Annotated in this window: 23 protein-coding genes; 14 read left to right on the top strand and 9 right to left on the bottom strand. The window is 63.2% G+C overall.

Annotated elements, in window-relative coordinates; genetic code table 11:
• Positions 1-87 precede the first annotated feature (87 nt).
• Positions 88-1,167 carry an alcohol dehydrogenase family protein gene (locus tag ACP15P_RS03365; protein ID WP_424927080.1) on the bottom strand — a complete coding sequence of 360 codons (1,080 nt, stop codon included), beginning with the start codon at positions 1,165-1,167 and terminating at the stop codon, positions 88-90.
• A gap of 81 nt (positions 1,168-1,248) precedes the next feature.
• On the opposite strand from ACP15P_RS03365, the gene ACP15P_RS03360 reads away from it, so the two are divergent.
• Positions 1,249-1,761 (top strand): TetR/AcrR family transcriptional regulator, encoded by a 513-nt coding sequence (locus ACP15P_RS03360; RefSeq protein ID WP_424927079.1) that lies wholly within the window; start codon positions 1,249-1,251, stop codon positions 1,759-1,761.
• Positions 1,762-1,785: 24 nt separating this feature from the next.
• Here ACP15P_RS03360 and ACP15P_RS03355 read toward each other — a convergent pair whose 3' ends face one another.
• Positions 1,786-2,010 carry a hypothetical protein gene (locus tag ACP15P_RS03355; protein ID WP_424927078.1) on the bottom strand — a complete coding sequence of 75 codons (225 nt, stop codon included), beginning with the start codon at positions 2,008-2,010 and terminating at the stop codon, positions 1,786-1,788.
• Between the two features lie 383 nt (positions 2,011-2,393).
• On the opposite strand from ACP15P_RS03355, the gene ACP15P_RS03350 reads away from it, so the two are divergent.
• Complete coding sequence (locus tag ACP15P_RS03350; RefSeq protein ID WP_424927077.1) at positions 2,394-2,597, top strand: hypothetical protein; 204 nt, start codon at positions 2,394-2,396, stop codon at positions 2,595-2,597.
• Between the two features lie 65 nt (positions 2,598-2,662).
• Here ACP15P_RS03350 and ACP15P_RS03345 read toward each other — a convergent pair whose 3' ends face one another.
• On the bottom strand, positions 2,663-3,676 hold the full coding sequence (locus ACP15P_RS03345; protein ID WP_424927076.1) for a DUF2125 domain-containing protein: 1,014 nt from the start codon (positions 3,674-3,676) through the stop codon (positions 2,663-2,665).
• A gap of 95 nt (positions 3,677-3,771) precedes the next feature.
• Between ACP15P_RS03345 and ACP15P_RS03340 the strand changes: the two genes are divergently transcribed.
• A complete protein-coding gene (locus tag ACP15P_RS03340) occupies positions 3,772-4,320 on the top strand; it encodes a gamma-glutamylcyclotransferase (protein ID WP_424927075.1) in 549 nt (182 codons plus the stop codon).
• A gap of 250 nt (positions 4,321-4,570) precedes the next feature.
• Positions 4,571-5,035, top strand: coding sequence for a hypothetical protein (locus ACP15P_RS03335; RefSeq protein WP_424927074.1), 465 nt, complete (start codon positions 4,571-4,573; stop codon positions 5,033-5,035).
• Positions 5,036-5,090: 55 nt separating this feature from the next.
• Here the strand turns inward: ACP15P_RS03335 and ACP15P_RS03330 are convergent, their stop codons facing one another.
• A complete protein-coding gene (locus ACP15P_RS03330; RefSeq protein ID WP_424927073.1) occupies positions 5,091-5,555 on the bottom strand; it encodes an NfeD family protein in 465 nt (154 codons plus the stop codon).
• 1 nt (position 5,556) lies between these two features.
• A complete protein-coding gene (locus tag ACP15P_RS03325; RefSeq protein ID WP_424927072.1) occupies positions 5,557-6,504 on the bottom strand; it encodes an SPFH domain-containing protein in 948 nt (315 codons plus the stop codon).
• Between the two features lie 144 nt (positions 6,505-6,648).
• Here ACP15P_RS03325 and ACP15P_RS03320 point away from each other — a divergent pair, with 144 nt between their 5' ends.
• The 4 genes from ACP15P_RS03320 (at position 6,649) to ACP15P_RS03305 (ending at position 11,178) form a co-directional block, all read left to right on the top strand.
• Positions 6,649-7,818, top strand: a complete 1,170-nt coding sequence (locus ACP15P_RS03320) for a biopolymer transporter ExbB (RefSeq protein WP_424927071.1) — start codon at positions 6,649-6,651, stop codon at positions 7,816-7,818.
• Positions 7,819-7,820: 2 nt separating this feature from the next.
• A complete protein-coding gene (locus ACP15P_RS03315) occupies positions 7,821-9,506 on the top strand; it encodes a peptidoglycan -binding protein (protein ID WP_424927070.1) in 1,686 nt (561 codons plus the stop codon).
• Positions 9,507-9,996: 490 nt separating this feature from the next.
• A complete protein-coding gene (locus tag ACP15P_RS03310) occupies positions 9,997-10,500 on the top strand; it encodes a peptidase associated/transthyretin-like domain-containing protein (RefSeq protein ID WP_424927069.1) in 504 nt (167 codons plus the stop codon).
• 24 nt (positions 10,501-10,524) lie between these two features.
• Complete coding sequence (locus ACP15P_RS03305) at positions 10,525-11,178, top strand: ferric reductase-like transmembrane domain-containing protein (RefSeq protein ID WP_424927068.1); 654 nt, start codon at positions 10,525-10,527, stop codon at positions 11,176-11,178.
• Positions 11,179-11,418: 240 nt separating this feature from the next.
• On the opposite strand, the gene ACP15P_RS03300 is transcribed toward ACP15P_RS03305, so the two are convergent.
• Together ACP15P_RS03300 and ACP15P_RS03295 are read right to left on the bottom strand one after the other, a co-directional pair.
• Positions 11,419-11,991, bottom strand: coding sequence for a DUF502 domain-containing protein (locus ACP15P_RS03300; RefSeq protein ID WP_424927067.1), 573 nt, complete (start codon positions 11,989-11,991; stop codon positions 11,419-11,421).
• 47 nt (positions 11,992-12,038) lie between these two features.
• Positions 12,039-12,740: a dioxygenase family protein gene (locus ACP15P_RS03295; protein WP_424927066.1), complete on the bottom strand. Its 702-nt coding sequence runs from the start codon at positions 12,738-12,740 to the stop codon at positions 12,039-12,041.
• A gap of 194 nt (positions 12,741-12,934) precedes the next feature.
• Between ACP15P_RS03295 and ACP15P_RS03290 the strand changes: the two genes are divergently transcribed.
• Both ACP15P_RS03290 and ACP15P_RS03285 read left to right on the top strand, forming a co-directional pair.
• The gene (locus ACP15P_RS03290; protein ID WP_424927065.1) at positions 12,935-13,444 is read left to right on the top strand and encodes a fasciclin domain-containing protein; all 510 of its coding nucleotides are present in this window, start codon (positions 12,935-12,937) and stop codon (positions 13,442-13,444) included.
• A gap of 310 nt (positions 13,445-13,754) precedes the next feature.
• Positions 13,755-14,705 carry a class II glutamine amidotransferase gene (locus ACP15P_RS03285; RefSeq protein WP_424927064.1) on the top strand — a complete coding sequence of 317 codons (951 nt, stop codon included), beginning with the start codon at positions 13,755-13,757 and terminating at the stop codon, positions 14,703-14,705.
• Between the two features lie 150 nt (positions 14,706-14,855).
• Here ACP15P_RS03285 and ACP15P_RS03280 read toward each other — a convergent pair whose 3' ends face one another.
• On the bottom strand, positions 14,856-15,647 hold the full coding sequence (locus ACP15P_RS03280; RefSeq protein ID WP_424927296.1) for an amino acid ABC transporter permease: 792 nt from the start codon (positions 15,645-15,647) through the stop codon (positions 14,856-14,858).
• 64 nt (positions 15,648-15,711) lie between these two features.
• A complete protein-coding gene (locus tag ACP15P_RS03275; protein WP_424927063.1) occupies positions 15,712-16,497 on the bottom strand; it encodes a transporter substrate-binding domain-containing protein in 786 nt (261 codons plus the stop codon).
• A 385-nt stretch (positions 16,498-16,882) separates the two neighbouring features.
• Between ACP15P_RS03275 and ACP15P_RS03270 the strand changes: the two genes are divergently transcribed.
• The 4 genes from ACP15P_RS03270 to ACP15P_RS03255 all read left to right on the top strand — a co-directional run bounded on the left by ACP15P_RS03270 (position 16,883) and on the right by ACP15P_RS03255 (position 21,261).
• Entirely contained in the window at positions 16,883-17,593 is a 711-nt protein-coding gene (locus tag ACP15P_RS03270) for a CDP-alcohol phosphatidyltransferase family protein (protein WP_424927062.1), read from the top strand.
• Between the two features lie 104 nt (positions 17,594-17,697).
• Positions 17,698-18,711 (top strand): BMP family protein, encoded by a 1,014-nt coding sequence (locus ACP15P_RS03265; protein ID WP_424927061.1) that lies wholly within the window; start codon positions 17,698-17,700, stop codon positions 18,709-18,711.
• Positions 18,711-20,225 carry an ABC transporter ATP-binding protein gene (locus tag ACP15P_RS03260; RefSeq protein WP_424927060.1) on the top strand — a complete coding sequence of 505 codons (1,515 nt, stop codon included), beginning with the start codon at positions 18,711-18,713 and terminating at the stop codon, positions 20,223-20,225. The genes ACP15P_RS03265 and ACP15P_RS03260 overlap by 1 nt, the downstream gene beginning before the upstream one ends.
• The gene (locus ACP15P_RS03255) at positions 20,215-21,261 is read left to right on the top strand and encodes an ABC transporter permease (RefSeq protein ID WP_424927059.1); all 1,047 of its coding nucleotides are present in this window, start codon (positions 20,215-20,217) and stop codon (positions 21,259-21,261) included. Before ACP15P_RS03260 ends, ACP15P_RS03255 begins: the two co-directional genes overlap by 11 nt.
• Position 21,262: the final 1 nt, after the last annotated feature.

The raw sequence follows: 21,262 nt of genomic DNA, 5'->3' as shown, positions 1-21,262 counted from the left end.
AATGGCACAGATTGCACGGGGTTTTGCCGAAAATGGCCGAAATTGCACGGCAAACTGTTCCTGACTGCAGCCTGAATGGTCCGGGGTCTATTCGCCCCGAACCTCGATGCCGATTTTTCCGATATGGGATTTTCCCAGGAACGATTCCTGGGCCTGAGCCAGATTTTTGAGCGGCCAGGTTTCGGCGATGACCGGACGGATTTCACCGGCCTCGATGTAGCCGATCAGATCGCTGAATACCGAGCGCGGCTGCCAGGTGCTGCCCATCAGGGTGAGGTCGCGGAGGTAGAGGGTGCGCAGGTCGAGTTCGACGATGGGACCGGCGATCGCACCGGAGGTCACGTAGCGGCCGCCCTTGCGGAGGGCGTCGAGAAGCGCGGGCCAGCGGGGGCCGCCGACGAGGTCGATGACCATGTCGTAAGCGGAGGCCGGGAGCGGGGCGTCGCGGTCGAGGGTTTCGTCGGCTCCGAGAGCCTGGAGGGCGCCGGCCTTGGACGGGGAGGTCAGGGCGGTGACGTGGGCGCCACGGCGTTTGGCAAGCTGGATCGCGGCGGAGCCGACACCGCCGGAAGCGCCGGTGATGAGAACGCGCTCAGCCTGGAGGTTGCCGCGCTGGATCATGCCTTCGGCAGTTGAGAAGGCGCAGGGGAAGGAAGCGAGTTCGACATCGGAGAGTTCGGAATTGACCGGGAAGGCCTGGCTCGCTTCGGCGGTGGTGTATTCGGCAAAACCGCCGTTGCGTTCGGAGCCGAAGGTGAACAGGCCATAGGGATCGTCGTCTCCGTCCCGGGTGTACATGGGGCGCATGAGGACACGCTCGCCGATGCGGGATTCGGGCACGCCCTCGCCAACGGCCACAATGATGCCGCAGCAGTCGGCGCCCTGGATGCGGGGAAATTCCAGCGGGGTGCCGGACCAGCCGCCATCGGCGTCGGCCGCGCCGTCATACCGGTCGGTGGCGGTGGAGGCGGTGTCGCCGCGCACGGTTTTGGAATACCAGCCGGTGCGCGTGTTGATGTCGGTATTGTTCACGGCGGCGGCGCGGACCTCGACAAGAACCTCGCCTTGGGCAGGTGCGGGCACGGGCAGATCCTCGCGCCATTCGAGCCGGTCCAGACCGCCATGGCCGGTGAGGACGATGCCGCTCATGGTTTTGGGGAGGGTCATACCGTGTCTCCTTCAGTGGTAGAATGAATGTTCTACTTGCGGAGGTAGAGTGTTCATTCTACATCGTCAAGCATGAATGACATGATGATCAAAATATCGGCGGGGCTTGAGCGGGCTTTTGCCACCGGGGGCTTTCACGAGCCGAGCGTCGAGGACTTGCGCGATGCGGCGGGGGTGAGCCTGCGCACGCTTTATAAATATGTGCCGTCGCGTGACGACATGGTGCATGCGGCGCTGGAATATCGCAACGGGCGGTATCTGGAGCATGTGTTCCAGGATCTGCCGAAAGCGCCGGAGGAGGCGCTGGAAACGATTTTGGAGCGTGTGGCGAAGTGGATGGAGACGGAAGCCTCGCACGGGTGTCTGTTCCATGAGGCGGTGGCGGCGTCGCCGAAGGATGTGCGGCTACGTGAGCTGTTGATGCGGCACAAGTCGGAATTTGCCTGCAAGGCGGCCAAAGCCGTGGGAATGCGGCATGCGCAGCTTGAACTGATGCTGATCCTTGAGGGGCTGATGCAGAACTGGCCGCTGTTCCACGAGGCCGCTTTGGAGGCGTCGAAACGGCTGGGCCTGGCGCTGCTCCGGGCGGACTAAGCCGCGCCCGGAGAGCGGGGGGCGTTACTGCGCCTTGATTTCCTTTGATCCGTCCTGAACCTCGGCGTCCTCGCGGATTTCGCGGGAGAAATAGATGGCGGCGGGGATGCCCGCGACCAGTCCGAGGATCGCGGCGAGGACGAATGTGATCCAGCTGAACAGGCCGATCGCCAGAAGGATAACGATTGCGCCGCCGGCGATACAGCCGACCCAGAGAGGGATCATGATACTGCGTATTGGGGCAAACATGGGTATGCTCCTTTCGCTGAGAGGCAGGTTTACCTGTGGGGTCAACGCGTGGGTGGGGGTGCGGTTCCGGGGTGTGGCATTCACGCTGCGCAAATGGACGCGTTCATTCGAAGTTCCCGCTGGGTTTTGGGCGCAGGTTTGGCGGCTCTCCCGGCGGGTCGGCACGACACGCCATGCCCGACTTTCCCCCCGGGAGGGCATCCGCGACGTCGGCATCCGCTTAATGGTTTCGGGAGTTTACGCGAGGTGCGCTGAACAACCGGGGCGGAGCCCTCCCAAAGTCGGGCATGGCGCGTCGTGCCTGGGGTCACGGGGTTGTGTGGAACATTTCGGGAATGGCGTGCGTTGGGATGCCGAATGCCACGAAGCATAGCGAGGATCACATGTCCGCACCGAACACGAATGTTGAGAAGCAGAAGAAAAACCACGTTGGACCGCTTGTAGGGATCGCCGCAGCGGTGATTTTCGGCGTCGGCATCATCTTCTACTGGTACGCGGCGGATGTGTCGGACGAGCCGGTTGGCGGTGCAGAGACCGAGCAGGTGGCGCCGGAGGCGACCGGCGCGGCGACTGAAACCGCGAACTGATTCACAGCAAAACAGTTGAGTATTGAGTACCGGGGCGGATTTCGATCCGTCCCGTTTTTGTTTGGTCAGTAGCCCGGAGTGCGGTGGAGGCGCGGGGCTTTGCCGACGCGGATGGGGCCGAGACGGGTTTCGCCATCCTCAAAGGTGAGGGGCGCGCGGAGGCTGTTGCTGTCGCCGGAGAGGGTGGCGATGAGGCCGAGGCCGGTTTTCATGGGGCCCGACAGGCTCGACGATATGGCGCCGGAGCGTTCGGCCATGTCGATCATTTCCTCCCAGTTGCGGGCGCGCAGACGGATTTCGCCATCGGCCAGGCCGCTGCTGTCGGCCTTGAGGTCGCCGCGGCCGCGGATGTCCAGCTCGCCCCAGGTGGCGGACAGTTCCGCGATGGAGAGGGCGTCGATCTCGGGCATGTCGGTCTCGAAGGTCTCGCGGTTCCACTTTTTGTCGAAGGTGACGGTGGTGTCCATTTTCACGGTGCCAATAGCCGTGGGCAGGTCGCCATCGGCGGAGAAGCGGTCGGTGAGGGATTTCGCAAGGCGCAGGTCGCTGGCGTCGAACGCGATGTCGTAGGTGCCGGGGTCGGCGCCTTCGGTCTGGCGGATGGCGAGGATGGCGTGTTTGAGACCGCCCGCGTCGCCGTTTGAGCCGGTGAGGGTGACGGCGTCGAGTTCGAGCGTGGCGCGGTCGAGGGCGAGCGTGGTGTTGGGCTCGAAAATGAGCGAGCCGCGGAAGTTGTTGCTCGACAGGCGCAGGGTTTCGAACGGGGTGGAGATGGTCTGCTCGCCGGGCCAGACGGCGATGAGATGGTGGGGTTTGTAGCTGAGGCTGAGGATCTCAAACCGGTCCGCCGACCAGGCCCAGCCGGAATTGGGGTCCGCGAGTTCGAGGCCGGTCACGATGGCGTCGATGCGGTTGGGGAAGCCGTTGATGGTGATGTCATCGGCCGAGGCGATCCAGCCGGCGGCGCGGCGTTCCTCCAGCCAGCCGGCGAGGGCGCTCTCGCGGGATTTGGCGGACCAGTACCAGTAGCCGCTCCAGCCGAGGGCCGCGAGGATGATGATTGCAAGAAGTATACGCATTCCCTAACCCGAATTGTGATGCGTGCCGTTTCCACCTGGGACCGAAACCGTTATAGCACAGTGCCGGACATACCCCGGCGGGAAGTGGAGAAACAGTGGAAAACCGGAACGGCGCGCTATGGGTGTTTGGATACGGGTCCCTGATCTGGGATCCGGGATTTGCGTATGAGGAAAAAACCCTTGCGGTTTTGCGCGGATACCGGCGGGCGTTTTGCATGACGTCGATCCATTACCGGGGCACGGCGGAGGATCCGGGCCTGGTTCTGGCGCTCGATGAGGATGGCCAGGGGGCCTGTGAGGGGGTGATTTACCGCGTGGCCGATGAGGTGGCGGATGCGGTTTTGGAGTACCTGCGGGAGCGGGAGCTGATTTCCTATGCCTATGACGAGGCCTGGCTCGATGTGGAGGCGGGGGACGGGCGTGTTCTGCGGGCGGTGACCTATGTGATGAACCGCGACCATGACCAGTATGCGGGGGCGCTGGATCTGGCGTCGCAGGCGGCGATCATAGCGCGCACGGCCGGGACGCGGGGTCCGAATGCGGATTACCTGATGAACACGGTCGCGAGCCTGGAGGCGCTGGGTATTCATGACGCGGAACTGCATGAACTGGCCGGGATGGTGCGGGGGAGTGCGGGCGGCTGAGGCCGTAAAAAGGCCGGATTTTAATTCGGCGTTTGTTAATAGAATTTGCGACGGGTTTGAGGCGTATTCGGGTAAAATTGAATGCGTCGTGAAAAGTCCTGTAGTGACGGCGACTTCGCGGATTTTTGCGCTGTTTGGGGTGTTTTTTCGCGTAAACCTGGACGTTTACCTTTAGAATTTTGTTAATTATCAGTTTTACTTCGGGCGTGCTAGTTCAGTTGTGACGAAAACTGACTGAATTGGGGGCAGAATGAGTTTACTTGGTGGTGTAGGTGGGGTTGTTGATCCCGTTGTTGACGGATTGCTTGGTGGAAATGAAGGCGATACCGGGGTCAATGAACCCGGGCCGGACGCGGTGGCGCCGGTTGAGGAGGTTGTCGACGGCCTGATCGGCACCGGCGACGAGGGCGATGGTCTCGAGGGCGGCGGATCCCTGACGTTTGGGCATGGCACGTCCGTGGACGCGCCGGCGGTGCGGCACGACTTCAGCGTTGGCGAAGAGGAAACCGATTTTCTGATCGATTCCGAGCGGGCCTATGCGATTGCCCAGCAGGCGGTTTTTATGGCCCGTGACATGGTGGCCGGTCTGGCGGCGCATACTGAAGGTCTTGGCGTTGCGGATCCGTATGGACTTGAGGCCGCTACGGCTGGTGTGGATCAGGCGTCACCGCTGGAACAGTACCGTGAAAGTCAGCAGGCAGCAGCTTCTGAATGACGGGCCGGTTGCGGTGTTTGACGAAAGCGGTTGGGAATTTCCTGACCGCTTTTTTTTATGATTTTGTGACGGGCTGGACCTCGAGGACAATGCCGTCCTTGGCGGTGACACGGACTTTGGTGTGATGGGCGAGTGGCGTGTCCGGTTCGCGGATGGGCCAGGGGATGCCGTCAATGATGACTTTTGGCTCCGAGTGGCCCTCGCGGTCGATGGTGCCGGTTTTGCCGATGATGGTGCCGGTGCGGTCGTTGAGGCGGGCGGCGGCGTCGGTGGCTTTTTTGCGGAAGAACAGCGCCTTGCCCACAAACACGAGCGCGATTGTCAGCAGGGCGAAGATCGTCAGCTGGGCCATCAGGCTGAGGCCGGGGATCAGGAGGAGCGTGACGAACACCACGATGGCCGCAAGGGCGGGCCAGATGAGGTAAGTCGTGGCGGTGAGCATTTCCAAAGCGGCGAAGGCGATGCCCGCGCCGAGCCACCACCAGGGCGAGACGGCGGATGCGACCTCTGCGGGTTCCATGTCAGCCGTTTCCTTTCTGGCCAAGCAAGTCCGTCAGATCCCTGATGCCACCGATGGCGCCGATGAGGCTGGCGGCCTCGAGAGGGACCATGACGGTTTTGGAGTTGGGGGAGGCGGCGACGTCGCGCAGGGCCTCGGTGTATTTTTGCGCGACGAAGTAGTTCAGGGCCTGGATGTCGCCGCGGGCGACGGCCTCGGAGACCATTGTGGTGGCCTTTGCCTCGGCCTGGGCCAGACGTTCGCGGGCCTCGGCGTCGAGGAAGGCGGCTTCCTTGCGGCCCTCGGCCTCGCGGATCTGGGCCTCGCGCTCACCTTCGGCCTTGAGGATGGCGGAGGCTTTCTGGCCCTCGGCGGTGAGAATTTCGGCGCGCTTGTCCCGTTCGGCCTTCATCTGGCGGGCCATGGCCTCGGTAATGTCGGGCGGGGGTGCCAGGTCCTTGATCTCAACACGGGTGACCTTGACGCCCCAGGGATTGGACGCGGCGTCGATCACCGACAGAAGCCGTATATTGATCGCGTCGCGATTAGAAAGAGATTCATCAAGATCCATCGATCCGAGCACGGAGCGGATGTTTGTCTGGCTGATATTTCGCAGGGCGCGGTCGAGATCGCGGACCTCGTAGGCCGCACGGGAGGCGTCGACCACCTGGTAAAACGCGACGGCATCGGCCACGAGCATGGCGTTGTCGCGGGTGATGACCTCCTGTTCCTCGATATCAAGGACGGTTTCCATCATGTTGATTTTTGAACCGATCCGGTCAATCATCGGGACAAGAAAACGCAGTCCGGGCTGAAGCGTGCGGACGTAGCGGCCGAAGCGTTCCACCGTCCAGTTCTCTCCCTGCGGCACGGATTTGACCACCGTGAAAATCAGGATGACCGCGAAGGCGAGCAGGGCGATGACGGGTACGCCGATGGCGTCCAGTGCGGGTGAGCCGAGGCTATCCATGATTATTGGTCCTTTTCAGCAGGTGTCTTGCGGGTTACAGGCTTTAATGAAAAATTTTATGGATTAACGTTTTCTGAACGACCTGATGGTCCATGAAAGACACGGGTGGCTGGTTATGGGCCATGATCGGAGAATAGGCAATATATGGCCAGGAACATGATGTTGAGTCACCAGTCGGAACCCCAGTTTTCCCAGCCGGTGCGTCAGATCGTTCTGATGCTGATCGTGTTGGGTCTGACCGCGGGTGTTGCGGTTTTGATGTATCCGGCGGTGGCGCCGGTGTTTTTGTCCTCGCCCTACCTTAACGGGTTCATTCTGTTCGTTTTTCTGGTCGGGGTCTTTGCGACTTTCTGGCAGGTGCGGACGCTGATTTCCTCGGTCAGCTGGATTGAGAGCTTTGCGCTGGACCGGCCGGGGCACGAGTTTACGCGCGCGCCGCGGCTTCTGGCCTCGCTGGCCGCGCTGCTGTCGAGCCGTCAGGCGCGGCGGGCTTTGACCTCAACCTCCACGGGCAGCATTCTCGATTCCGTCGGGACCCGGATCGAGGAACAGCGGGATCTGACCCGGTACCTGATCAACCTTCTGATTTTCCTTGGTCTTTTGGGCACGTTCTATGGTCTGGCGACGGTTGTTCCGGCCGTGGTCGATACCATCCGGTCGCTGGCCCCGCAGGAGGGGCAGAGCGCAATTGAGGTGTTCGACAACCTCATGCTGGGCCTGGAGGAACAGCTCGGCGGCATGGGTACGGCCTTTGCCTCGTCGCTGCTTGGTCTGGCCGGATCGCTTGTCGTGGGTTTGCTGGAACTGTTTGCCAGTCACGCGCAGAACCGGTTCTACCGGGAGTTGGAGGAATGGCTGTCCTCGATCACCAAGATCGGTCTGCCAGGCATTGAGAACGAGGAGGCGCTGACCGCCGGAAACGTGTTGGCCGTGATCGGGCAGACGGCGGAGCAGATTGACGGGCTGCGCGAGGTTGTGGAGCAGAACGTGCACCGGGCGCAGGCGACTGAGGCGCAGATCTCGGCGCTGGTCGAGAAACTGGCCGAGCCGCGCCCCGATCCGATCCAGCCGGAAATGATCGAGCGTATTGCCGTGGCGCAGGAGCGTGTGGCCGCGATCCTGGAGGCCCAGGATGAGGATGCCGGGCAGCTGGATGCGGAAACGCGGGCGCGGCTTCGGTCGATTGATACGCAGGTTCTGCGTATTCTTGAGGATCTGTCCGCCGGGCGTCAGGATCTGGTCACGGAAATCCGCCAGGATATTGCCGCCCTGGCTGAGGCGCTGCGCGCCGTGGCGGCACACAGGGATCTCTAGACATGGCTTTGAGCCGCAGGGCATCGGGACGCTTTTCCAACACGATCTGGCCGGGATTCGTGGATGCGATGACGGCGCTGATTTTGGTGCTGTTCTTCGTTCTGTCGATCTTCATGATCGTGCAGTTCGTGTTGCGTGACACCATTACGGGCCAGACGCGGGAACTGGGCGAGATGTCGTTGCAGGTGGCGAACCTGGCGGATGCGCTGGGGCTTGAGCGGACGCGGGCGGATACGCAGGAGAACCTCGTCGCGACTCTGACCACCGAGCGTGATGCGGCGGAGGAGGAGATCCGCGCGTATGAATCGCGGGTGGCGAGCCTCTTGGAGCGCAATGCCAGTCTGGCCGGGACGCTGGAGGAGCGGGAGGAGCGCATTGCGGCCCTGATCGCGTCGAACGCTTCCCTGACCGGGGATCTGAGTGACGCGCGGGAGGCCAATGAGGCTTTGACCGGCGATCTGACTGCGGCGCGGAAGACCAATGAGGAGCTCCTGACCGCGCAGGAGGCGCTGGAGCTGGCGCTGACCCAGGCGCGGGAAGAGATCGACGCGGGCGTGGAACAGGCGCGGCTGGCGGCAGCAAAACGCGAGGCGCTTGAGGACCTGGTGGCGTCGCTTGAGAGTGACCGCGATGCCCTGGCCGGTGAGCGGGATGAGTTGCAGGCGCAGGTGGCCGCCCAGACCGAGGAACTGTCGGACGCGGAGAAGGAGCGGATTGCCGAGGCCGCCGCGGCGGAGGCGCTGCGCGAGCGGCTGGCCAATGCGGATGCGGAACTGACGGCGATGACGCTGAACCTGGAGCGGGAACGGCAGCGGGCGGAGGATACCCTGACGCTGCTCGCCGCGGCGGAAGCGGCGCGGGACGAGTACCAGGAGGCGGGTGAGGCCGCGTTGTCGGCGTCGGATCAGCACCGGGCGGAGATGGCCCAGGCGCGGGCGTTGTTGGCTGAGCAGGAGGAGATTTCAGCCGAGGCGCAGCGGCAGGTGGCTTTGTTGAACCAACAGACGGCGGAGCTGCGCTCGCAGCTTGATGAGTTGCAGGGGCTGTTGGACGACTCGCTGGCCGAGGAGATCGCGGCGCAGGTGCAGATCGAAACCCTGGGAGCCAATCTCAACGCCGCTCTGGCGCGGGTTGCGGCGGAGGAGAAGGCGCGGGCCGAGCTTGAGGCGCGGGAGGCCGAACGGTTGCGGATTGAGGCCGAGGCTCTGCGCGAGGAGGCGCAGGACCTGGAGAGCTACCGCTCCGAGTTTTTTGGCCGGATGAGCCGCATTCTGGGTGCGCGCGAGGGCGTGCAGGTCGTGGGCGACCGGTTCGTGTTTGACAGTGAGGTTCTGTTCTCCACCGGGTCGGCCAATCTCAACGCCGAGGGCCGCGAGCAGGTGGCACGGGTGGCGCAGGTTATCCGCGATATTTCCGACGAGGTGCCGGCGCAGATCGACTGGATTTTGCGGGTCGACGGACATACGGACAAAATCCCGCTGGGTCCGGGGCGGCAGTTCCGCGACAACTGGGAACTGAGCCAGGCCCGGGCCCTGTCCGTGGTGCGCTACATGATTGACCAGCAGGGCATCCCCGCGGACCGGCTGGCGGCAACGGGCTTTGGCGAGTTCCAACCCGTCGACACAGGCGACAGCCCCGAGGCCCTGGCGCGCAACCGGCGGATTGAGATCAAGTTTACGGAGCGGTGAGGGGCGTTTCGAGCGCGAATGTTCCGGCAGATTGGATGCCGTTGTCGGTTAATGTCGGCGAACCTGCTTCTTCTTCAACATCTGTCCTGACGCGAGACGGGACGCGCCATGACCGGCTTTGGGAGGGCTTCGCGCCGGTTGTTGGGCGCGGGTCGAGTAAACCTTCGAAACCACTGGGCAGAGGCTGACGTTGGGGATGTCCTCCCGGGGGGAAAGTCGGACATGGCGTGTCGTGCCGACACGCCGGGGAAGCCGCTGGACCATCGCCTGAAACCTGCAAAGAGCCGGAAATCCCTGCGGATTGTGGGGGCAGTGAATGGCTGGGCTCGCGGGGTGCCTTGCTTTCGGGTGGGACAGGAATCCGGCCGCACTTCCAGATAATGGGAAAGTGAATGGTTTTGGGGGGTGGGGTTCGTTACCATAGCCCCAAGGTTCCCGGATGGATCTTTTGATCCATGGTCTTTTTCAGCATTTGCGAGGAGGTTTCAGGATGGGTTCGGAATTTATTACACGACGGTCGCTGGTGACAGGAGCCGCGGCACTGGGCGGAATGGCCCTGATGGGGGCGGGTGTGCCGGGATTTGTGCGGCCGGCGGTGGCGGCGGGTGGGCTGGAGCCTACGCGGACGATGCGCGGCGGCAGCAATAATTACCGGCCGAACGCGCCTCTGGTGGACCGGCTGGGGTCGGGGTTTCATGTGCATGGGACCGTGCGGCAGGCCGGGGGCGGTGAGCCGCTGTCGAATGTGCGCATTCAGATCTGGGCCGCGACGACGCGGGGTGGCGAGCGGGAGCCGGGCAATCATGGCAGCGTCATGACGGCAGCGGATGGCTCGTTTGTTTTGGAAATGGATCAGATCGTGCCGAATTTCGGGCAGCCGCATGCGCATCTGGCCTATGATGACGGGCAGTTTGAGGCGGTGTTCCTGCGGCCCGTGATGGGCAGTGCCAGTGATACCAGTGTTCGGGCGGATTTCGTGCTGGCGCCGGTTTAAACCGCGATCAGTGCGGGAGGTGGCATGACCTCACGTCAGACGTTTTTTGAGGATCGGCCCGGGTTAGCCTGGGCCGTTTGGGGTATTTTGGCCGCGCTGGTCACCGTGCCGGTGGTGGTGGCGCTCAACAGTCCCTGGCTACCGGGGCGGAACCCGGCCTATATCATGGCGGGGCTGGCCGGGATTTTGGGGCTGGCGATGCTGCTGTTCCAGCCGCTTCTGGCGGCGGGATATCTGCCGGGGCCGGGACCGGTTCTGGCGCGGTGGCTGCATCGGGCTCTGGGTGCGGGAATCGTGGTTGCGGTGCTGCTGCATGTGGCGGGGCTCTATGTGACAAGCCCGCCCGATACCGTCGATGCGCTGCTGCTGGTCTCGCCGACGCCGTTTTCGGTTTACGGGGTGACTGCGTTTTGGGGAGTGATTGTCACGGCCATACTGGTGGCCGCGCGGAGGCGGCTGGGGTGGCGGGCGTCCACCTGGCGGGTTGTGCATAACGCATTGGCCGCCATGGTGGTTGGCTCTACCGTGGTGCATGCCCTGCTGATTGAGGGCACGATGGGACCGGTTTCGAAACAGATCCTGTGCGCTGCGGTGGTGGTGGCAACAGCTGCAACCATGGTTCACCTCAGACTGGTGCGGCCGTGGCGGATGCGACGGCGGCGGTCACGGGACGTTTGAATGTTTCGATGTAAAGGCGCTGATGTCGCGGAAGTTCCGCAATTGTCAGATGCCGGTTTTGGGGTCCCCTGATTTCCGCGGGGTGCGGAAAGGCTTTGATCAGAGAACAAAGCCTACGATAGCGAGTACGATAACCACCAGACCGACGAGATAGATGATGGAATGCATGGGGAGATCCTCCGTTCTGTTGCTGCTCCGTGTTGTGGGAGGTTAACGCCGACGTGAGGATTTGGTTCCCGGTCAGGTTTCCGTCGTGGGTTGCGTGGCGGCCAGGGAGCCGCGACCCATGGTCCGCAGAAGGGCCACGGCCTGGTGGGGCTGAAGGTTGAGCGGGGTCACGCGGTCCACGCCGACAATGGCGGTGGAGCCGGTCCAGGGGCTGGGGGAGCCGGGCAGAAATACGGCGACGCGGGTGTCGTCCCGTTCGACCTCGAAGGCGATGGCGTCCTGGTCGTCGAACTTCACGAGAACGGGGCGGACGAGGCTGTCGCCGTCGCCCTCGGCAATGCCGCCGATGACGCCCCGGGTTGCGGCATAGCCTGGCACCAGGTTGATCAGGATATTGTCGAGACGGTCGACATGGTGGCGGATGAAGGCGGCTTTCGCGAAGAGACCGGCCAGGTAGCAAACCAGCACGATCAGGAAAATTGCGAGCAGGTTCGCCGCGGCAATGCCGCCCACATGGCCAAAGGGCAGGAGCTTTTCCAGGGGACGGGCGACGATCATGCTGAAGTGAAAGAGCTTCTCCAACAGGATCAGAACAACGGCGAGGGGGACGATGAATAGCACGCCTCCGAGGATGGTGGTTTTCATGGCTGTTCCCTGCGCTGTGGCCCCTGACGGGGGTTGTTATCAACTTTTCAGGGCAGCGTGGGAAGGGGCCTGTGGCTGTGTCGCTGCGGCGGCGGCATGTGGCGGACGGCCGGGACGGTCAATTCGGTGTGGAAGGTGGTGGCCCCGGCGCTTTGGCACAGGGCCGGGGGCAGGGTGATGCGGTCGGTGTGGATGGAGGGGGCCCCGGAGATGGCGGGGAAGGCGCTGGGGAAGATTTCGAAATGCATGTGCGGTGGCCCGGCGTCATGGCGGCCGGGCGGGATGGTGGTGAAGCGGATGCGGCCGTTATTGTCCGCGATGCCCACGCCCCGCAGCCAGTTGGCGTCCGGCACGTCATGGAGCGAATAGCGCCCCGCAGTGTCGCAGTGCCAGAGATAGATGACGTGACCGGGGAGCGGCGTGCGATCCCGGTCGGAGATGAGGGTGATGTGGAGGGTCAGGGGCGGGCCGCTGGCCTTGCCGTTTCGGTTGCCGAACGAGGGGCGCAGGTCGCGGCGGATGATGCCGCCCCCGGTCAGGGCCGCGACGGTGAGGTCGTTCAGTGTGTCATGGCCGTCATCGCGCAAGGTGCCGGTGGTGTGCCAGGGGGTGGTGGCGCATTCGAACGTTGCAGCCGGGCTGGCGAGGACCGCGGCGCCGAGGCGGCTCATGATGTCGAGCAGGCGGCTTCGGCCGATCAGGTCGGGCAGGTCTCCTGCAAGTCCACGGTTGCGGGCGGGCTCTATCATGTCGCGCTCCTCTGGCTGCTCCCTGGTATCTGAACGGATGGGCGGCGGGGTTCCGTCGCGGGTTTGGAGCCGGATCTTTCGGGATGCGATCACGATCCGTCACGGACGCGTGACGCGGTGGTCCGATCGCAATTCCGGCCCGTAATACCGTGCACATGCAACTTCGCATGAGCATTACAGGGAGATTTCAGACGATGCTTTCCAATACTCTTAAAGCCGCGGCCGTGGTGGCCTGCACAGCCTCCGCCGCTTCCGCCCAGTCCATCGTGGACATCGCCGCGGGCGACGAGCGTTTCTCGACGCTGGTTGCCGCCGTGACCGCCGCGGACCTGGTGGATACGCTGAAGGGTGAGGGGCCGTTCACGGTGTATGCGCCGGTGAATGACGCGTTTGCAGCCCTGCCCGATGGCACGGTAGAGACACTGCTTGAGCCGGAAAACAAGGAGCAGCTGACCAATGTTCTGCTCTATCACGTGGATGACCGGAACCTGCCGGCCTCGGGTATTCCCGACGGGTCGAACTATTTCCAGCCGGTGCTGGCCTCCGAGCGGCTCTGCATCACCAAATCGGCTGACGGTGTGATGATCGCGGACGGAACCGGTGAGATGGCGAATGTGGTGATCGCGGACATCCAGGCCGACAACGGCGTGATCCATGTGATCGACAAGGTCCTGTTGCCCGGTACGCGTCCGGACTGCCACTGATCCGGCTCTCGACAGAGTTGTAACAGGTCCCCTCATTTTTCCGCATGAGGGGCCTGGACCGGGGTGAGATACGCCGTTTCCGTCGTCCCTCCTTGGCGTTCACCCCGGATTGCGCCGCCCGACAACCCACACGGGCGGCGCATTTGTTTTGACGTTTTTCCCGTATTTTCAGGTGTTTGTCCGTGACGCGGCCCGGCGGCGGGCGTGGCGCGGGGGAACTTTATTCCGTTCCGGCGCTTTGGTTTTGCGGATGGCCGGGAACGCATTGTGCGGGTTTTGGCCACGGATGTCAGAGCGGATTGGAGAAAACATGTGTCGCGTGCTTGCATATATCGGGCCGGAAATTCCTCTTGGGAAGCTGCTCCTGGAGCCGGAGAACAGCCTGGTGAACCAGAGCCTTGATCCGGAGCTGCATCCGCATCTGCAACTGGCCGGATGGGGATTTGGTGTCTGGAGCGGGCATCTGCTGAAGACGGAGGAGCCACTTCTTTACCACCGGCCCAAGGCCGCGTTTTACGATGACAATGCGCCGGGGGTGATCCCGAGTTTGCAGGCCCATACGCTGCTCGCGCATGTGCGGGCGTCGGGGTACGACTCGGGCGTGGTGCAGACGGATGAGAACTGTCATCCGTTTTCCTTTGACGGCACGCCCTGGATCATGGCCCAGAACGGAGCTCTGCCCAACTGGCGGCTGTTGCAGCGGGAGCTTCTGCCGCACTGTCAGGACCGGTATCTGAAGCAGATGCGGGGGACGACGGACACGGAGTTTCTTTATGTTCTGCTGCTGTCTCTGCTTGAGGGGGACAGTGACGCGGAGGTTCAGGCCGGGTTTGAGCGGATGCTGGAGGTTGTGGTTGAGGCGATGGGCCGGCTTGACCTCGCCGCGCTGACCAAGCTGAAGATCGCGCTTGCCGCGCCGGGGCGCATTATTGGCGTGAATTACGGCTGTGGTCGCGACGGGGAGACGGATCCGGCGGGTGACTGGAAGGCCCTGCGCCCTGGTGCCGGTGGTGAGGGGGACATGGCGCTGTCGATGCTCCTGGAGCCGATGTATCTGTTGATGGGCCGGAATTTCGAGGACCATGAGGGTACCTATGAGGTTGACGCCTGTCCGGAGGATCAGGCGACGCTGGCGATTTTCGCCTCGGAGCCGCTGACGGATGAGGGGGAGGACTGGCTGGAGATCGGGTTTGGCGAGATGGTGTCCCTGAGGCGGGTGGAGGGGACGGTTGAGAAGACGGTGACGAAGCTGCGGGTTTGATTGGGTGTTTGGTTTCGGGGCTGAAGAACGTGGCATTTGTGCCCATGAGATGAGGGCAGCGACGACCGCGGGCGAAGCGGAGCGCCGCCCATGGGGGCGGTTGGCGCTGCCCGGCGTAAACGCCGGGCGGGTGTGTTGAGGTGGAACGGGTTATTTCCGGTCCCGATCCGCCCGCATCCTCCGCTCCAGTCCCCTGAGCGCTAATGACAGACCCACCGTCATAATCAGGTAGATGATCGCCACCACGTTATACGTCTCGAAATACCGGAACGAGCCGGAGGCGTAGATTTTGCCGAGCTGGGTGATGTCGGCGACCCCGAGGACGGAGACGAGGGAGCTGTCCTTGATCAGCGCGATGAAGTCGTTGCCGAGGGGGGGCAGGATGGTGCGGATCGCTTGTGGTAATGTGATGAGGCGGAAGCGTTGCCAGGGGGTGAGGCCGAGGGCGCGGGCGGCTTCGAGCTGGCCCTGGTCGACGGACTGGATGCCGGCGCGGAAAACCTCGGCGATGAAGGAGGCGTAGCCGAGTGTGAGCGCCAGGATGGCCCGCCACATGAGGGAGAGGTCGCGGGTCTGCATTTCCTCGAACCCCAGCGGTGTGGTGATGGCATTTATGAGGCCGACCAGAGCGGGGGCGCCGACGAAGGCGATGTAGAAGAGCAGCACCAGGATGGGGATGCCGCGCATTATCTCGATATAGAAGCGAGCGGTCTGGCGCAGAATGACCGAGTTTGAGAGCACGCAGACGGCGAGGAGGAGGCCGAGCAGACTTGCCAGAGTGAAAGAGACCACGGTGACGAAAATGGTGATGCGGATGCCCTTGGCCAGTGTCGCGAGGATCTGCGCGTACATCTCGTCAGTGACGATCGCGACCATAAACCAGCCGGTGACGGCGCAGGCCACCAGCAGCCACCAGGGAAAGGTGCGCCAGATATGAAAGATCCGGGCGCGCTTTGGCGGCGCGCCTGGGCTGTTTGAGGGGGGCACGGGGCGGCGCCGGGGGGCGTTACTGGCCCATTTTATAGTCGAGGAACCATTTTTTGTTCAGCGCGTCGATGGTGCCGTCCTCATGCATTTCCGCGATGGCGGCGTTGACTGGCTCCACCAGGTCGGAGCCTTTGGGGAAGATGAAGCCGAAATCCTCGGAGCCAAGCGCGTCGCCGGTGAGTTTGAAGGTGTCGGGGTTGGCGTCCACGTATCCCTGGCCCGCGGTGCCGTCGGTCAGCACAAGATCCACGTCACCGGAGCGCAGGGCCTGGACGCCCGCGCCGAAGGTCTCGAAAAGCTTGATGCGGGGATTGGCCTCGTCGCCGTCGAGTACGTCGTAGACGGTGACATAGAAGGGCGTGGTGCCTGGCTGGGCCGCGGCGAGGCCGTCCTCGAAGGCGGCGAAGCTGGCGGCATCGTCAAAGCGGGTTTCGTCGGCGCGCACCAGCATGAACATTTCGGAACGCATGTAGGGATCGGAGAAGTCCACGACCTCGGCGCGGTCCTCGCGGACGGTGATGCCGGTCATGCCGATGTCGTACTGGCCTTCCGAGACCGCGGGGATCATGGCGTCCCAGCTGGAATTCTCAATGACTGGGGTGAAATTGAGGCGGGCCGCGATCTCGGCCATGGCGTCGTATTCCCAGCCGACGGCCTCTCCAGTACCGGGCTCGACGAATTGGAGCGGCGGGTAGGCGTTTTCGGTGACGACAACCACCTCACGGCCCTCAAGGTCGGGGAGATCGGCCAGGGCGGGGAGGGCTGTGAGGGCTGCGACGGTGAGGGCGGCCAGGGTGATGCGCATGACGGTCTCCATATGGGCGGCGGGTTTCGGTCAGAATGGGGCAGGTGGACGGGCGGTGCAAGATGGGTGGGGGTTGGGGCGGCGTGCGACTGGCGATAATGGTATTTGGAGCGGGACGGTGGAGTTCAGCCCGATTTGACACGCGGCAAATCGGGCCGCGACTGTCCTTGCCGGGGCAGTCGCGCACACGCGACAGCCAGGACAGCCGCGTCCCGATCCAGGCGTCCGGTTCGGTGACAGCCCCCTTCGACCTCCGGGCACAGCCCTGCGGCCGACAGGATCGCGAGGCGCTCCCCCGGAGCCCCTCCATTTGCGATCCCGGTTCAGGGGATCCGTGGCAAAGATACGCCTTTAACTTCCACCGCTTTCCCCTTATCCCGGGTGGATGGCTACCAAACCTTCGGCATTTGCGGTTCATCTTTTCACCGGAACCGGCGCGGTTTTTGCGCTCCTTGCGATGCTGGGGGCGGCGGACAGGAACTGGCTGTCCATGTTTCTCTGGCTCGGAGTGGGGCTGATCGTTGACGGGATCGACGGGCCGCTGGCGCGCAAGGTGGACATCAAGAAAAACGCGGCGAACTGGGACGGATCCCTGCTCGACCTGGTGATAGATTACCTGACTTACGTCTTCATTCCGGCCTTCGCGCTCTATTATTCCGGGCTGCTGCCCGGGGCGATGGGGATGTTCGCGGTGTTTATGATGACGCTGACCAGTGTGGTGTATTTTGCCGATACGCGCATGAAGGCGAAGGACAATTCCTTTGTGGGCTTCCCGGCGGTCTGGCACATGCCTCTGCTGGTTCTGTTCGTGTTTCAGCCCGCGCACTGGGTCACGCTGGTGGTCGTGGTGGCGCTGTCGCTGGGGCAGTTTACGTCGCTGAAGTTCATTCATCCGGTGCGCACGGTGCGCTGGCGGCGGTTCAATCTGCCGGTGATGTTCTTCTGGTTCCTGCTGGCCGCGTGGTCGGTGGCGGTGGACATGCAGCCGCCGGGGGCGGTGGAGGCGGCTCTGCTGGTGTCGAGCCTGTGGCTTCTGGTGGCGGGAATTGTCATGCAGATCATTCCTGAACGGAATGAGGGCAGTTCTGCCGCCTAAAGTTGCGAAACGCGGCATTTGCTTAATTTAGACGCAGGAATGTCTTGCCCTTTGGGGCGGGGTGGTGCCAACCTCCGCAGCGAAGATCTGACGAGGAAGACATCATGACATCACAAAAATCGGTCTGGACACGACGGGGCGTACTGGCAGTCGGGGCGGGAACCCTGGCGGCACCGTGGATTGCCCGGCCGGCTTTCGCGGCCGACCCGCTGAAGGTGGCTGCGATCTATACCGTTCCGGTGGAACAGCAGTGGGTGAGCCGCATCCACCTTGCCGCCAATGCCGCCCAGGAGCGGGGTGACATCGAGTATGTCTATTCCGAGAACACCTCCAACTCCGACTATGAGCGGGTGATGCGTGAATACTCCGAGGCCGGGCATGACCTGGTGATCGGTGAGGTTTTCGCCGTGGAGCAGGCCGCGCGCAGTGTGGCGCGGGACTACCCCGATACGGCGTATCTGATGGGCTCGTCCTTCAAGCCGGATGAGGAGACGCCGAACTTCGCGGTGTTTGACAACTACATCCAGGATGCGTCCTATCTGTCGGGAATCATTGCCGGAGCCATGACCAAGTCGAACAGTATCGGCATGGTTGGCGGCTTCCCGATCCCGGAGGTGAACCGGCTTATGCACGCCTTCATGGCGGGCGCGCGGGAGGTCAATCCGGACATCATCTTCCAGGTTGCCTTCATCGGATCGTGGTTCGATCCCCCCAAGGCCAAGGAAACCGCCTTTGCCCAGATCGATGCGGGCGCGGACGTGCTCTATGCGGAGCGGTTCGGCGTATCGGATGCGGCGAAGGAGAAGGGTCTGCTGGCTATTGGCAACGTGATCGACACCCAGTCGGACTATCCCGACACGGTTGTTGCAAGCGCCCTGTGGCATTTTGAGCCGACGCTCGACACGGCCATCGCGAAGGTGCGTGAGGGCACGTTTGGTGCGGATGACTACGGCATCTATTCCTACATGCAGCACGGTGGCTGTTCGCTGGCGCCGCTCGGCACGTTTGAGGGCAAGGTGCCGGAACCGGCGATGGAGCTGGTGGCGGAAAAACAGGCGGCCATTTTGGATGGCAGTCTTGTCGTTGAGGTGAACGACGAAGAGCCGAAGTCCTCCTGATGCGGGACGACGACCGGGAGGTGGTTCTCCACCTCTCGACCATTTCCAAACGTTTTGGCTCCGTGAAGGCCTGCGAGGGGATCTCGTTTGACCTGAAGGCGGGCGAGGTGATTGCCCTGCTCGGTGAGAACGGCGCGGGCAAGACCACGCTGATGAATATCCTGTTCGGCAAATATGTGGCCGATCACGGGACGATCGAGGCGTTTGGACGGACGCTGCCGCCGGGGGACAGCCGGGCGGCGCTCGATGCCGGAATTGCGATGGTCCACCAGCATTTCACGCTGGCCGAGAACATGACGGTTCTGGAGAACATCGCGCTGGGCACGCAGCCGCTGTTCTCATGGCGGCTCGACCGGGGGCGGGTGCGGCGGCGGCTGGCGGAGATGAGCGCGGATTTTGGATTGAAAATTGATCCGGATGCGCGGGTTGCGGACCTGTCGGTGGGCGAGCGGCAGAGGGTGGAAATCCTCAAGGCGCTTTACCTGGAGGCGCGTATCCTGATTTTGGATGAGCCGACGGCGGTGCTGACGCCGCAGGAGTCGGACGGTCTTTTTTATACCCTGAAACAACTGGTTGCGAGTGGTCTCTCAATCATTTTTATATCCCATAAACTGCATGAGGTGCGCAGCGCGGCCGACCGGGTTTTGGTTTTGCGCGCCGGGCATCTGGTGGGGGAGCGCCGGACGGAAGGGGCGAGCGAGCGGGATCTGGCCGCGCTGATGGTGGGCGCGGAAATCGAGGCGCCGCGGATCACGAAAACGGCCGTGCATGGGCCGCTTGTGCTGCTCGACGATGTGGTGGCGGGGGCGCTGCGCGGGGTCGACATGGAGCTGATGGGCGGTGAGATCCTGGGTATTGCTGGGGTTGCGGGCAATGGGCAGACCTCGCTCGCGGGGCTTTTGTCGGGGATGATTTCGCCTGAATCCGGGCGCTTTGTGGTGCAGGACCGGGAGTTGCGGGAGTGGTCACCGCGGGATGCGCTGGCGCAGGGAATTGCGCGTATTCCGGAGGACCGGCACGCGGTTGGTGTGATCGGGGATTTTTCGGCGGCGGAGAACCTGATCTCGGAGGCGTATCGCGAAAAGCGCTTCAGCCGGCGTGGGTGGATGCGCAAATCGGCAGCGGATGAGTTCGCGCGGGAGATCATCCGCGATTATGAGGTCAAATGTCCCGGTCCTGGCACGCGGGCGCGGCTGCTCTCAGGCGGGAACATGCAGAAACTGATTTTGGGGCGGGCCTTTGACGGCAATCCCCCGATTATTCTGGCGAGCCAGCCGACGCGGGGGCTCGATGTGGGGGCGGTGAACTATGTGCAGAACCGGCTTCTGGACGCGCGGGCGCGGGGGGCGGCGATTTTGCTGATTTCCGAGGATCTGGACGAGATTTTGATGCTGTCAGACCGCATCCAGGTGATGTCGGGCGGGCGGCTGTCCATGCCGACGATGCGGGGTGAGTTGACCGCACATCAGATTGGCGCGCGGATGGCCGGTGAGGGGTTTGGCGATGCGGCTTGAACCGGTTGAGCCCAGCATGGGGCGCACGGTCGGGTTTCCGGCCCTGGCGATTGCGGCAACGCTCGTGGTGGCGTCGGCCCTTGCGATGGTGGCCGGAGCCTCGCCCTTCGGGGTGTTTGGCCTGGTGATCCAGGGTGCGGCGGGGTCGTGGTTTGCGTTCCTGGAGACGCTGACGCGGGCGACGCCGCTGATTTTCACGGGGCTGGCCATTGCGGTGGCGTTTCGGGCGCGGCTTTGGAACATCGGGGCGGAGGCGCAGCTTTATATCGGGGGTGTGGTGACCGTGGTGCTGGGCACCGGGGCGTTGCCGTTGCCGTCGGTGGTTTTGATCCCGCTGATTGCGCTGGTGGCGATCTTCGCCGGTGGGCTTTTGCTGCTGGGGCCTGCGGTGCTGAAGACGCGGTTTGGGGTCGATGAGGTGGTCACGACGCTGCTTCTCAACTTCATTGTTTTGCTGTTTGTTTCCATGCTTTTGGAGGGTGCTCTTAAGGACCCGATGGGCATGGGCTGGCCGCAGTCGAGCCCGGTGGTGTCCGAGGCGAAGTGGCCCAGGATCATTCAGGGCAAGCGGTTGCATTACGGATTTGTGGTGGCGGTGATCTGTGCTGTGGGCGTGTGGCTTTTGATGGCGCGGTCGGTCTGGGGCTATGAAATGCGGGCCGTGGGGCTGAACCGGGAGGCGGCGCGGTTTGCGGGTATTCCGGTGAACCGGGTGCTGGCGCGCACGGCGATCCTGTCGGGTGGTCTGGCGGCGCTTGCCGGTGTGTCGGAGGTGTCGGGGCTGAAGGGAAACCTGTCGCTCGATCTGTCGCCCGGGTTTGGCTACACGGGGATCGTGGTGGCGATGCTGGCGATGCTCAATCCGTTGGGTGTGATTGCCTCGGCGATTTTTGTGGCGGGGATTTTTGTCGGCGCGGATGCGATGAGCCGGTCGTCCGGTGTGCCGTCCTATATTGCGGATGTCATGACGGCGACGGCGCTGCTGACCATGGTGACGGCGATCATGCTGACGCGGTATCGGATCAGGTGGCGGTAAT

Source organism: Amaricoccus tamworthensis (assembly GCF_049800875.1).
Classification (GTDB): Bacteria; Pseudomonadota; Alphaproteobacteria; order Rhodobacterales; family Rhodobacteraceae; genus Amaricoccus; species Amaricoccus tamworthensis.
Note: the sequence above shows the minus strand (reverse complement) of the source record. Positions and strands in the feature narration are given on the sequence as shown.

Bases quoted from the DNA above. Each gene is read 5' to 3' on its own strand.
- ACP15P_RS03365 (WP_424927080.1), bottom strand. From the start codon at position 1,167: ATGACCCTCCCCAAAACCATGAGCGGCATCGTCCTCACCGGCCATGGC.
- ACP15P_RS03360 (WP_424927079.1), top strand. From the start codon at position 1,249: ATGATGATCAAAATATCGGCGGGGCTTGAGCGGGCTTTTGCCACCGGG.
- ACP15P_RS03355 (WP_424927078.1), bottom strand. From the start codon at position 2,010: ATGTTTGCCCCAATACGCAGTATCATGATCCCTCTCTGGGTCGGCTGT.
- ACP15P_RS03350 (WP_424927077.1), top strand. From the start codon at position 2,394: ATGTCCGCACCGAACACGAATGTTGAGAAGCAGAAGAAAAACCACGTT.
- ACP15P_RS03345 (WP_424927076.1), bottom strand. From the start codon at position 3,676: ATGCGTATACTTCTTGCAATCATCATCCTCGCGGCCCTCGGCTGGAGC.
- ACP15P_RS03335 (WP_424927074.1), top strand. From the start codon at position 4,571: ATGAGTTTACTTGGTGGTGTAGGTGGGGTTGTTGATCCCGTTGTTGAC.
- ACP15P_RS03330 (WP_424927073.1), bottom strand. From the start codon at position 5,555: ATGGAACCCGCAGAGGTCGCATCCGCCGTCTCGCCCTGGTGGTGGCTC.
- ACP15P_RS03325 (WP_424927072.1), bottom strand. From the start codon at position 6,504: ATGGATAGCCTCGGCTCACCCGCACTGGACGCCATCGGCGTACCCGTC.
- ACP15P_RS03320 (WP_424927071.1), top strand. From the start codon at position 6,649: ATGGCCAGGAACATGATGTTGAGTCACCAGTCGGAACCCCAGTTTTCC.
- ACP15P_RS03315 (WP_424927070.1), top strand. From the start codon at position 7,821: ATGGCTTTGAGCCGCAGGGCATCGGGACGCTTTTCCAACACGATCTGG.
- ACP15P_RS03310 (WP_424927069.1), top strand. From the start codon at position 9,997: ATGGGTTCGGAATTTATTACACGACGGTCGCTGGTGACAGGAGCCGCG.
- ACP15P_RS03305 (WP_424927068.1), top strand. From the start codon at position 10,525: ATGACCTCACGTCAGACGTTTTTTGAGGATCGGCCCGGGTTAGCCTGG.
- ACP15P_RS03300 (WP_424927067.1), bottom strand. From the start codon at position 11,991: ATGAAAACCACCATCCTCGGAGGCGTGCTATTCATCGTCCCCCTCGCC.
- ACP15P_RS03295 (WP_424927066.1), bottom strand. From the start codon at position 12,740: ATGATAGAGCCCGCCCGCAACCGTGGACTTGCAGGAGACCTGCCCGAC.
- ACP15P_RS03290 (WP_424927065.1), top strand. From the start codon at position 12,935: ATGCTTTCCAATACTCTTAAAGCCGCGGCCGTGGTGGCCTGCACAGCC.
- ACP15P_RS03285 (WP_424927064.1), top strand. From the start codon at position 13,755: ATGTGTCGCGTGCTTGCATATATCGGGCCGGAAATTCCTCTTGGGAAG.
- ACP15P_RS03275 (WP_424927063.1), bottom strand. From the start codon at position 16,497: ATGCGCATCACCCTGGCCGCCCTCACCGTCGCAGCCCTCACAGCCCTC.
- ACP15P_RS03270 (WP_424927062.1), top strand. From the start codon at position 16,883: ATGGCTACCAAACCTTCGGCATTTGCGGTTCATCTTTTCACCGGAACC.
- ACP15P_RS03265 (WP_424927061.1), top strand. From the start codon at position 17,698: ATGACATCACAAAAATCGGTCTGGACACGACGGGGCGTACTGGCAGTC.
- ACP15P_RS03260 (WP_424927060.1), top strand. From the start codon at position 18,711: ATGCGGGACGACGACCGGGAGGTGGTTCTCCACCTCTCGACCATTTCC.
- ACP15P_RS03255 (WP_424927059.1), top strand. From the start codon at position 20,215: ATGCGGCTTGAACCGGTTGAGCCCAGCATGGGGCGCACGGTCGGGTTT.